Source organism: Nocardia sp. NPDC004722, assembly GCF_053601505.1.
On the sequence record NZ_JBSGBY010000294.1, the window covers coordinates 1 to 10,412 of the forward strand.

The following is a 10,412-nucleotide window of genomic DNA, read 5'->3' on the forward strand; positions in this document are numbered from 1 at the left end:
GTGGGGGCTGCCGACCGCGGACGCCGCGACTGTCGATATCGACGGCCTGCTGGCCGAGGTCGGCCTGGCCGGGATGGGCGGGCGCGAAACCGCCACGCTCTCCGGCGGTCAGCAGCAGCGGCTCGCGGTGGCGGCCGCCCTGGCCCGCCGCCCCACCCTGCTGCTCGCCGACGAGGCCACCTCCATGATCGATCCCGAGGGCCGCCGCGACCTGGTGGCACTGCTGGCCGAACTGCCGCGGCGGCATCCGATGGCCGTGGTCCTGGTGACCCATCACGAGGCCGACGCGGCCGCCGCCGACCGGGTGATCCATCTGCGGGACGGTCGCACCGTCGATCACCTGCCCGCCTGGCCGCGCCCCGTGCGCGATCCACGGCGTCGCCCCATGGGTGACCCGGTGCTCGAATTGCGCGGCGTCTCACACACATACAACCGGGGCACCCCGTGGGAAGCGCCCGCCCTGCACGGCATCGACCTGACCGTGCGACGCGGCGAGGCGCTGCTCATCGTGGGCGGCAACGGTTCCGGGAAGTCCACGCTGGCCTGGATCATGGCCGGGCTGACGGTCCCCGCCGCGGGCAGTTGCGATCTGCGGGACTTCACCCGTACCCGGCCCGTGCACAAGCGAATCGGGGCCGTGCAGTTGGCCTTCCAGCATTCGCGGCTGCAATTGCAACGCCAGAGTGTGGGCGAGGAGATCGAGGATTGGGGCGGCAGCGGCACCTACGCGGTCGCCAAGGCCCTCGACGCCGTCGGCCTGGACCGGGCGCTGGCCTCGCGGTCGGTGGAGAAGCTCAGCGGCGGGCAGGCCAAGCGGGTCGTGCTGGCCGCGATCGTGGCCGGTCATCCGCAGGTGGTGGTGCTCGACGAGCCGCTGGCCGGGCTCGATCCGGAGGGTCGCGCCGGGGTGGTGGAACTGCTTGCCCGGCTGCGGGATTCGGGTCTGACGCTGATCGTCATCTCGCACGACGTGGCCGATATGGCCGCGGTGTGCGACCGCACCGTGCACCTGCGGGACGGCCGCCTGGTCGAAAACGGTCCTCCGGCAACGGAATACAGCCCGGCCCACGATGTCCGCGGAGGCGTTCGATGAGCAGTGTGGTCCTGCGTGAGGTACCCGTCGACAGCCCGGTGCATCGACTCTGGGCCGGTACCAAGATGATCGGCGTCTTTGTCTTCAGCCTGCTGCTGATGTTCATCCCGTCCTGGTGGCTGCTGGGATTGGCCACGCTGTTCCTGGTCGCGGTGTTCCTGCTGGCACGGCTGCCGCTGGGCACGCTGCCGCGCTTCCCGTGGTGGCTGTGGGCCGGTGTCGCGATCGGCGCGGCCATCAACGCTCCGGTCGGCATGTCGGCGCTGGTGCGCTACGCGCAGGTGGTGCTGTTCGGATTCCTGTTGCTGGGTTCCTCGTTCCTGGTCGCCTGGACCACGCCGATGGGCGCGGTCGCCCCGGCGCTGGCCAAACTCGGTGCGCCCCTGAAGCGCATCGGCTGGACCCGCAACGGGGTGCGGCACGCCGTTCCGGTCGACGAGTGGGCGGTGGTGGTGGCGCTGACCCTGCGCGGACTGCCGCTGCTGCTCGAGGAGATGCGGGTGCTGCGCGCGGCCCGTCGGCTGCGGCCCAAGGATTCGCTGGCGCGGCGCGCGGTGGAGAATCCGCTGGTCGACATTCTGACCGCGAGCATGGCGGTGTCCTCGCGGCGCGCGGCCGAACTGGGCGAGGCCATCACGACCCGGGGCGGCACGGGTGAGTTGACCGCTCGCCCAGGGGCTCCCGGCCGCGCCGATCTGGTCGCGCTGTTGGTGCTGTCCTTGATGTGCGCCCTGGGTGTGGGTGTCGAACTGCTGTTTTAACGACGCTCGAGCCGAAAATTATTCGGTTTGTCGGTGTGACGCGCTACGGTGATGTCCAGTAGAACGCGTTGCTGAACGCAACAGGGGCTCGGTAGTTCGCAAAGGGGGAATTCTTCAGGCCGAGCCGTGTGTTGCCACGAAAACCTGATGAAGATTGGAAGACCCATGATGCTGCGCAAGTTCACCGCAGTCGCCGCGCCGATTGTCACCGCGGTCGCCATCGCCGGGGCCGGTGTGGCCCACGCGGATTCGACGGTTCCCGACATCGGCTACCAGAGCCAGTTGGTCGGCAATACCGTCGTCACCACCCTCACCAACGGCAGCTTCGAGCTGACCGGCGGGGACGTGAACATCAAGGACGCCTCCGGCGCCACCGTGCTGAGCCTGCCGCTGTCCTTCGAGCAGGACGGGTTCAGCTACCCGCTGCCGAGCAATGTGAGCGCGGACGGCGCGACGCTGAGCATGACGGCGGTCAAGGATGTCGCGGCGGCCACGCCGGTGCTGCATCCGGTGGCCTCGCTCGAGGAGAACACCCTCGCCATGCAGGCGTTCAACAGCCAGTTCGGCATCGCCACCGCCATCGGCAGCTTCGTCGGCCTGGCGATCGGTGCGGGCATCGGCGCCATCGGATTCCTCGGTGGCGCTTTCGGTTTGGCGACGGTGCCGCTCGCAGCGGGCATCGGCGCGGTCATCGGCACCCTCGCGGTGGGCGGCCCGGCGCTGCTCATCGCCGGCGTCGATCTGATCAGCACGCTGAGCGCCGCGCCCGGCACCACCAAGTGGGCGCACCCGTAAGACGAGTAACCCCCGAGTCGTCGGGTGCGCCGTGCTGAGTCATCGCACGGTGCACCCGGCAACCACCGGGACGCCCGCGAAGCGGTCGGACAGGAAGTTCATGGCTCCCCACGCCTCCACGATGGCGGCCGGGTTGTGGCCGGGGATCGCCGAGTGCACGGCGGTGATGGTCGCGCCCAGCGCGCAGTAGCGGTCGACGAGAGCGCTGAACCCGGCCGACGGGATCACGTCGTCATTGTTGCTGTGGTACAGGTAAAGCGGCTCGTCCGGGGCCCAACCGCCCAGCTCTTCATGGTTGGTGGCCGCGAGGAATTCCGGGCTGCCGAGGATGTCTCCGACCGCGGAGTAATCGTCCACGTGGCCGTAGAGATGCCGTGACACCAGATCACCGCCGCAGGCGGTGGCCTCCGAGACTTGCAGCGCGTGACCGCTGTCGTTCAGATCGTCCGCCAGGCCGGACCCGGAATCGTTGCGCGCCAGGGCGAGCAGGATCAACACCGCCAGCCCGGCCTGATAGCTGCCGTCCACGCCGCGCGCGATGGCCGGAATATTGGTCGGCACGCCGCCGGAAGTGACTCCTGCGAACCGGAGTTCGGGCGCATAGCTCGCGCGCAGCTGCATGGCCCACAGCGTGGCGAACGCGCCACCCGAGTAGCCCCACGCGCCCAGCGGGCTGGATTCGGTGATGCCCAGCGGGGCAAAGGATTTGGCGGCGCGCACGCCGTCGAGAACGGCCCGGCCGGAGTTCACGCCGTCGAAGAAGCGCGACTGCGGGCCCTCGTAATCGGAGACCACCACGGCCCAGCCGCGACGCAGCGCCTCGGCCAGGAAGGGCACGTCGAGCAGGGTGGTGGCGATCGAGAAGTCACGGCCCCCGCGCAGCGCGTACGAAGGCGCGCAGCGGGTTCCGAGGCTGTCCTCGGCGATCTGGTAGGACAGCAGCGGCCGATCGCCGGGTCCGGTCCAAGGGGTGAGCGGCGACATCACGGTCGCGACATCGGCGACCGCCGCCCCGGCGGAGTCGGTGGTGCGGTACTGCACCTGCCAGCCCGCCACCGGGAGTGGGAGCCCGAAGACGGCGATCGAGCGGGAGCCGAGGATCGCGCCATTGTCGAACTCCCCCAACGAGATCGGGGCCGCATAGAACGGATCGTCATCGGGGTAGGGGATGTCGGCGCGAGTGCCCGGTACCGCGACGACCGCCGCCAGCAGGGTGACCGCACCGATCAGGCCACCGCGCCACCAGTGTCGAATTCCCTTGACCCGCCCCGTGTTCGCCCGCCCTGTCGCTGCCCGCGTGCGTGCCCCGAACCATGCGCCATCCCGCCGCATAACGCCCTCCAGCGTCGTATCACCCGACGCTCCAGACCACGGACTCGCACATCGCGCCGATAAGAACGCCGGCGCATCGGAGCATCAAAATTACTGCCGGTCCGGTCGTCGGTCAACGACGTCCCGCGCGTCGTAACTACGGCGTTGCGCGGTTTCTAGTACGAAAGAATATATCCAGCTACAAGTCCAGCATTTGGCAACTGGCTCTTCCGATTGCATGCCAGTTGCCCGCATGCTCGGTGCATGCTGCTGCGTCGCCTCCTCGCTCTCTATGTCGGACTCTGGTTGTACGGGTTCTCCATGGCCGTCATGATTCGCGCGGCGCTCGGCCTGGATCCGTGGGACGTGTTCCATCAGGGCGTGGCCGGGCAGGTGCCGTTGAGTTTCGGCACGATCGTGGCGATCACCGGCGCGGTGGTGCTGCTGGCCTGGATTCCCTTGCGGCAGTGGCCCGGTCTGGGCACGGTCAGCAATGTCGTGGTCATCGGCGTCTCGGTCGATGCCGGGCTGTGGCTGCTGCCGGAGTTGCACGGGTTGCCGCTGCGAATCGGGGCCATGGGCGCCGCGGTGGTCCTGAACGCGATCGCGACGGTGCTCTACATCGGCGCGGGCATGGGGCCGGGACCGCGAGATGGCTTGATGACTGGCCTGGTTCGGCGCACCGGCAAACCGGTCTGGCTCATTCGCACCGGACTCGAGGCAACGGTGCTTTCCATCGGCTGGGTCCTCGGCGGCAGCGTGGGCGTGGGCACGCTGGTCTACGCCTTCGGCATCGGGCCGCTGATCCAGCTCATGATCCCGTTCGTCGACCGGTTCCTGCCCGGATTCCACGCCGAGCAGGCGTCCGCTGTCGAGCCCGCGGCGGAGTCGAGGGTGTTATCCGCGCAGGGTGCGGTCGAAGAGGGCCAGTAGTTCGCGGTAGTGGCGTTCGGCGGATTCCGGGTCGTGGGCGGCGGTGTCGGCCTGGGTGTAGCCGTGCTGGACGCCCGCGTAGGTTTCGGTGCGGAAGGTGACGCCGGCGGCGGCGAGGGCCTTGTCGAACTCGGCGATGTGTTCGGCGGTCATGTGCTGGTCCTCGCCCGCGTGGGCGAAATACAGTTCCGCGGTGATGTTCTCGGCCAGGCGGTGCGGACTGTCGGGGCCGTCGACGATGAGCGGGCCGCCGTGGAATCCGGCGACCGCGCCGATCCGATCGGGGAACATACCGGCGGCCATGACCGCGAGGCGCGCGCCCATGCAGTAGCCGGTGACGCCGACCTTGCCCGGAGTGACGAGCGGCGACGCCGCCAGCCAGCCGAGGTAGGCGTTGGCATCGGCGCGCAGGCGATCCCCGGTGATCTCCCGGATCATCGGAAAGACCTGCTGGAAGATCTCCGGGCGGGCCGACGGGTCGATGAAATCGGGGAGTTCGACCACGGGCGCCGGGCCGTGCCGGTAGAACGCGTTGGGCAGCAGCACGGTGTAGCCGTGCGCGGCAATCCGATCGGCCAGCGCCCGCAAGCTGGGCCGCAGCCCGAAACCGTCCTGAAGCACCAACACTCCGGGATGCGCCGCACCGTCGTCGGGATGCGTGACGTAGGCGTCCGCGACGCCATCGGTCGTCACGATCTCGACAGATTCCCCATGTACTTCCACCATCGGTTGAATCCTCCCGTCGCGTAGGTGCTTTCGAACCTAGCGCGGCGGGGTGAACGTGTAGTCCGGGAGGTGCACTTTGCGGGTGCGGCGGCGGTAGCTGCGGGTGGTGCCGGGCCAGTTGTTGGTGATGCGGCCGGAGGCGGTGCGGTACCAGCTGGTGCAGAAGTTCCAGGGGGTGCGGGAAAGGCGTTGCTGGAGGGCGTCGTTGAAGGATTGCTCGACTTCCGGGCGGACCTCGAGGGCGCTGCCGGGGTGTTCGGCGAGCAGTTGGACGGCGTGGCGGATGTAGCGGGCCTGGGATTCGATCATGTAGATGATGGAGCCGACGCCGAGGTTGGTGTTGGGGCCGTAGACCATGAACATATTGGGGAATTCGGGGACGGTCAGGCCCAGGTAGGCGTGCGCGCCGCCGTCCCACGCGTCGCCGAGCGCGCGGCCGCCGCGGCCGCGGATCTTCATGGGCCACAGGAATTCCGTGCCCTTGAAACCGGTGCCGTAGATGAGGACGTCGGCCTCGTGCAGGACGCCGTCGGCGGTGCGGACGCCCTCGGGGACGATCTCGCTGATGGGTGTGGTCTCGAGCGAGACATTCGGTTCGCACAGCGCGGGGTAGTAGTCGTTGGAGAACAGTCCGCGTTTGCAGCCGATCGGATAGTCGGGGGTGAGTTTGGCGCGCAGCACCGGATCGGTGACCTGCTCCTCGAGATGGTTCTCGGCGATGCGGGCGACCGCGCGCACGATGCCGGGGAACTCGACCAGCCCGAGCGCCACGAATTCGGCGATGGCCCACCACGAGAATCGCTCGGCCACCGGCATTCCCGGAATCGCGACCAGGACGCGCTGATGGACCGGCTTGTAGTCGGTGTCGAATTTGGGCAGCACCCAGGCGGCGGTGCGCTGGAACACCGTGAGTTCCGCGGCCCGCGGCTGGATTTCGGGAATGTACTGGATGGCGCTGGCCCCGGTGCCGATGCAGGCCACCCGGCGGCCGTCGAGTTTCACCTCGTGATCCCAGCGCGCGGAGTGGAAGGACTCCCCGGCGAAGCGTTCGATGCCGGGAATCGGCGGCATGGCCGGGCGGGAGAGCTGACCGACCGCCGACACCAGCACATCGGCGGTGCGCTCCACGCCGTCGGCGGTGCGGACGGTCCACCGCCGGGCGGTCTCGTCGTAGTCGGCCTCGGTCACTTCGGCCCCGAACACGATGGATTCGGACAGCTCGTGCCGGGCGGCGACCCCGCGCATGTAGTCCCAGATGTCCTCGCGGGTCGAATACCGCTGCCGCCATCGGGGTTTGGGTTCGTGTGCGAACGAGTACAGCGGTGACGGCACATCGCAGGCTGCTCCGGGATAGCTGTTCTCCCGCCACACCCCGCCCAGATCGGCCGCCTTCTCCAGGATGGTGAACTCCCGGAAACCATTGCGCCGCAGCTCGATCGCCATGCCGAGCCCGCCGAATCCGGCGCCGATGATGATGACCGACGGCATTGTGGTGCTCCTCACATAGCAGACTCCTCTCACTGTAGGAGCGAGGCCCGGATTTGGTGGGCGACCTGATCGAGAATTTCGGCCATAATCAGGGGATGGGCACCGTGCAGGAGGCGAGCATCCGGGATTGGGACTTCCCCCGTGGCGTGGCCAGTGTCGCGCTCATGGTGGGTTTCGCGCGTGAGCAGGGGGTGGCGACCGCGCGCATGCTGCACGGCAGCGGGCTCACCGAGAAACAACTCGCGGATCCGGACGCGCAGATCGACGCCCACACCGAGCTGGCGATCATCCGGAATCTGGTGCGGGAGCTGGGGGTGCGGCCGAACCTGGGACTCGAGGTGGGACGGCGCTATCGCATCTCCACCTTCGGCATCTTCGGCTTCGCCTGTGTCAGCAGCCCCACCCTCGGCGAGGCGATCGCCTTCGCGCTGCGTTTCCTGGAGCTGAGCTTCACCTTCTGCATTCCCGCGGCCCGCTGGCAGCCCGGCGAATTCGTGGTCCACGACGAGCGGGTGCCCGCGGATGTGCGGCGGTTCCTGGTGGAGCGGGATGTGACGGCCATGCACCAGGTGCTGTCGGATCTGCTCGGCCACCGCGTGGAGCTACTGCGCGCCGACTTCGACTTCCCGGCCCCGCCGAACCTGGACCTCTACACCGAGATCTACGGCCTGCAACCACGTTTCGAGCAGCCGCACACCACCTTCACCCTGGATCCGGCCCTGCTGGAGCAGCCGCTGCCGCAAGCCAACGACCACACCTGGGCCATGTGCCTGGCCCAGTGCCGCGATCTGGTCTCGCGCCGCCGCGCCCGCACCGGCATCGCGGCCGAGGTGCGCGGGCGGCTGGTCCCGCGCGGGGGCGTGGACGGTTTCGCGGTGCCGCCCGGAATCGACACGGTGGCAAGGGATCTCAATATGAGCACCCGCACCCTGCGTCGCCACCTGGACGCCGCGGGCACCAGCTACCGGCAATTGCTGGACGAGGTGCGCCGCGCGCTGGCGGAGGAAATGCTCACGGCCACACCGCTGTCGGTCAGCGATGTGGCGATCCGGCTGGGCTACGCGGAGGCGTCCACCTTCATCCACGCCTTCAAACGGTGGACCGGCACCACGCCGTCGGTGTATCGGCGCGGCGCGCTCGTCACTCCGCCGCTTCGCTGAGCCGCCCGCCCATGGCGATCGGGCGGAACATCGACAGCAGACCGGTTTCGGTGATCGAGTGGAACACCATCGACGGGTCCGGCGCGAAGTCGATCGGCACGTGTCCCGGTGCGCGCGTTTCCCATTCGCAGCCGATGGTCGACGAGACGCTGGGCGCGACGATCAGCGGTTTGCCGGCGAACGTCGTCATCAACCCCGCGTGCACGTGCCCGGTGAGCACGGCCGCGATGCGCGCGTCGCCCGCCACGATCTCGGCCAGGCGTTCCGGATTGGTCAGCCGGATCGGGTCCACGACGGTGGACTGCACCGGCACCGGCGGATGATGCATGGCGATCAGCACGGTGTCGTCGGCGGCGGTCTGCTCGAGCGCGTCCTCGAGGAACGCGTACGTCTCCTCGTCGAGCCGCCCCTCGGGCTTGCCGGGAATGCTGGAATCCAGCAGCACGACGCTCACGCCGCCGCCGCGATGGACATTGTTGATGGGCGCGTAGCCGGGGTCCTGGCCGAAAAGGATCTGCCGCATATTGCCGCGGTCGTCGTGATTGCCCGGCAGCACCAGCACCGGAATCTCGGAGGCGAGGGCCAGCCGGGCCTGCCGGTATTCGTCGAGTTCGCCCTCATCGGTGATATCGCCGGTGACCAGGATGAAGTCCGGTCGCTGCGGCAGCTCGGCGAGGAAGCCCAGCACCCGTTCGGCGCGTTCGACATTGCGGGCGCCCATATTGAAATGGGTGTCACTGAGCTGTGCCAGCAGAACCATCGGCATTCGCTTTCTGTGAAGGGCCGCAGCATCGCGCCCGCCTGTGCCGCCGCACCGCGGTCACCTCATTGAGGCTAAATGACCTGCCCCGATGTGGATCGGTGAGACCCGCCACGCAATATAGCGAATTGTCATCAATGCGCGGTCGGCGTGGCCCGCGCCATGAGTTCGCTTGCGCTGCTCAATAGTTGCCGCGGCTCGTCGGTGAGTGTCACCGCACCCGGTTGCCAGAAGTCCGCTCCCGGTTCCGCCTCGAGATCCAGTAGACCATTCGACCGCCAGGGTGCGTCGAGGGTCAAACGCCACGAATGCAGATGGGTGCGCGGGAATTCGCCGGAGCGATCGAAGAGCGGATCGCCGACGATGGGGTAGCCGATCCAGGCCAGGTGCACGCGAATCTGATGCCGCCGCCCGGTGATCGGGCGCAGCGCGAGCACGGCGTGCGAGCCGGTGCGGGCGACGGTGACGAATTCGGTGATCGACGGATAGTTCTTGCCCGCGAGCACCTCCGAGGCATCGACCAGCCAGGTGTCGGCGGCGCGGCGAATGCTCTCACGCGGCGCGGCGATCCGCACCCGGTTCTTACGGCCGACGCTCAGCGGCAGGTCGATGACCCCGCGGTCGGGCAGGTCGCTGCCTTCGACGACCGCCAGGTACGCCTTGCGCACCGTGCGCTTGTTGAACTGCCGGGTGAGCGGCCCGTGCGCGGACAGCTCCCGGGCCAGCAGCACCAGCCCCGAGGTCACCTTGTCGATGCGGTGCACCGGGTACAGCGTCTCGCCCTGTGCCGCCGCCATTTCCACGATGTCGGTGTCGTGGCGTTCCCCGGTCACGGAGATGCCCGCGGGCTTGTTCAGGGCGAGCACCGCCTCGTCCTCGAGGATCAGGCACTGTTCGCGCAGTTCGGGCCACTGGATCACCAGGCCAGCCTAGTGAGGCGTCAGGCGGTGGCCCGCTCCAGCTCGGCCAGGCCCGCTTCCAGGTGGTCGATCACGCGATCCAGATCCGGCACCGTGCGGCGGCAGCCCACCAACCCGAAATCGAGGTTGTCGCCATTGGTGGTCAGCGTGATGTTCATGGCCTGCGACTCGAACGGGATCGAGAGCGGATAGTTGGCGTCCAGCCGCGCGCCCTGCATGTAGACCGGTTTCCGGGGCCCGGGCACATTCGAGATCACCAGGTTGAACGGCATGCGCGGCAACGCTTCGAAGCCCGGTAGTAGTGACACCCCGAGCGGCGTCATCAGCGCGGCCGACAGCAGCATGGCCTCCAGCTTCGGCAGCTGGGTGAACATCTCGGCTCCCGGCTCGCGTCCTTCGCGGCGCTCGGTGAAGTGCTGGCCGCCATCCTGTTCTCCTGGGCGCTCTTGGGCCAGACGCCCGCAC

11 protein-coding genes are annotated in these 10,412 nt (G+C 68.5%); 5 read left to right on the forward strand and 6 right to left on the reverse strand.

The features are described 5' to 3' along the window. From ACWELQ_RS25945 to ACWELQ_RS25955, 3 genes are all read left to right on the forward strand, one after another. Positions 1-1,093: ABC transporter ATP-binding protein (locus ACWELQ_RS25945; RefSeq protein WP_452399650.1), on the forward strand; the 1,093-nt coding region annotated here is incomplete at its 5' end. Continuing rightward, positions 1,090-1,854, forward strand: a complete 765-nt coding sequence (locus ACWELQ_RS25950; RefSeq protein ID WP_452399651.1) for a CbiQ family ECF transporter T component — start codon at positions 1,090-1,092, stop codon at positions 1,852-1,854. The genes ACWELQ_RS25945 and ACWELQ_RS25950, both read left to right, overlap by 4 nt. A 147-nt stretch (positions 1,855-2,001) precedes the next feature. After that, positions 2,002-2,649, forward strand: coding sequence for an ammonium transporter (locus ACWELQ_RS25955; protein ID WP_452399652.1), 648 nt, complete (start codon positions 2,002-2,004; stop codon positions 2,647-2,649). A 39-nt stretch (positions 2,650-2,688) separates the two neighbouring features. Here the strand turns inward: ACWELQ_RS25955 and ACWELQ_RS25960 are convergent, their stop codons facing one another. Further along, positions 2,689-3,981, reverse strand: a complete 1,293-nt coding sequence (locus ACWELQ_RS25960) for a lipase family protein (protein ID WP_452399653.1) — start codon at positions 3,979-3,981, stop codon at positions 2,689-2,691. A 243-nt stretch (positions 3,982-4,224) separates the two neighbouring features. Between ACWELQ_RS25960 and yczE the strand changes: the two genes are divergently transcribed. Continuing rightward, the gene (gene yczE / locus ACWELQ_RS25965; RefSeq protein ID WP_452399654.1) at positions 4,225-4,893 is read left to right on the forward strand and encodes a membrane protein YczE; all 669 of its coding nucleotides are present in this window, start codon (positions 4,225-4,227) and stop codon (positions 4,891-4,893) included. On the opposite strand, the gene ACWELQ_RS25970 is transcribed toward yczE, so the two are convergent. Both ACWELQ_RS25970 and ACWELQ_RS25975 read right to left on the reverse strand, forming a co-directional pair. Then, a complete protein-coding gene (locus tag ACWELQ_RS25970) occupies positions 4,858-5,619 on the reverse strand; it encodes a dienelactone hydrolase family protein (protein WP_452399655.1) in 762 nt (253 codons plus the stop codon). The two genes, yczE and ACWELQ_RS25970, sit on opposite strands and share 36 nt — an antisense overlap. A gap of 36 nt (positions 5,620-5,655) precedes the next feature. After that, complete coding sequence (locus ACWELQ_RS25975) at positions 5,656-7,107, reverse strand: flavin-containing monooxygenase (RefSeq protein ID WP_452399656.1); 1,452 nt, start codon at positions 7,105-7,107, stop codon at positions 5,656-5,658. 95 nt (positions 7,108-7,202) lie between these two features. On the opposite strand from ACWELQ_RS25975, the gene ACWELQ_RS25980 reads away from it, so the two are divergent. Next, the gene (locus ACWELQ_RS25980; RefSeq protein ID WP_452399657.1) at positions 7,203-8,267 is read left to right on the forward strand and encodes an AraC family transcriptional regulator; all 1,065 of its coding nucleotides are present in this window, start codon (positions 7,203-7,205) and stop codon (positions 8,265-8,267) included. On the opposite strand, the gene ACWELQ_RS25985 is transcribed toward ACWELQ_RS25980, so the two are convergent. The 3 genes from ACWELQ_RS25985 to ACWELQ_RS25995 form a co-directional block, all read right to left on the reverse strand. Further along, complete coding sequence (locus ACWELQ_RS25985) at positions 8,248-9,033, reverse strand: metallophosphoesterase (RefSeq protein ID WP_452399658.1); 786 nt, start codon at positions 9,031-9,033, stop codon at positions 8,248-8,250. The two genes, ACWELQ_RS25980 and ACWELQ_RS25985, sit on opposite strands and share 20 nt — an antisense overlap. Positions 9,034-9,161: 128 nt before the next feature. Further along, complete coding sequence (locus ACWELQ_RS25990; RefSeq protein WP_452399659.1) at positions 9,162-9,947, reverse strand: RluA family pseudouridine synthase; 786 nt, start codon at positions 9,945-9,947, stop codon at positions 9,162-9,164. A gap of 20 nt (positions 9,948-9,967) precedes the next feature. Then, positions 9,968-10,412, reverse strand: a 445-nt coding sequence (locus ACWELQ_RS25995; protein ID WP_452399660.1) for a WS/DGAT domain-containing protein, incomplete at its 5' end; no start/stop codon positions are given.

Excerpts from the sequence above, each read along its gene's own strand:
- ACWELQ_RS25950 (WP_452399651.1), top strand. The coding sequence starts at position 1,090 with ATGAGCAGTGTGGTCCTGCGTGAGGTACCCGTCGACAGCCCGGTGCAT.
- ACWELQ_RS25955 (WP_452399652.1), top strand. The coding sequence starts at position 2,002 with ATGAAGATTGGAAGACCCATGATGCTGCGCAAGTTCACCGCAGTCGCC.
- ACWELQ_RS25960 (WP_452399653.1), bottom strand. The coding sequence starts at position 3,981 with ATGCGGCGGGATGGCGCATGGTTCGGGGCACGCACGCGGGCAGCGACA.
- yczE (WP_452399654.1), top strand. The coding sequence starts at position 4,225 with ATGCTGCTGCGTCGCCTCCTCGCTCTCTATGTCGGACTCTGGTTGTAC.
- ACWELQ_RS25970 (WP_452399655.1), bottom strand. The coding sequence starts at position 5,619 with ATGGTGGAAGTACATGGGGAATCTGTCGAGATCGTGACGACCGATGGC.
- ACWELQ_RS25975 (WP_452399656.1), bottom strand. The coding sequence starts at position 7,107 with ATGCCGTCGGTCATCATCATCGGCGCCGGATTCGGCGGGCTCGGCATG.
- ACWELQ_RS25980 (WP_452399657.1), top strand. The coding sequence starts at position 7,203 with ATGGGCACCGTGCAGGAGGCGAGCATCCGGGATTGGGACTTCCCCCGT.
- ACWELQ_RS25985 (WP_452399658.1), bottom strand. The coding sequence starts at position 9,033 with ATGCCGATGGTTCTGCTGGCACAGCTCAGTGACACCCATTTCAATATG.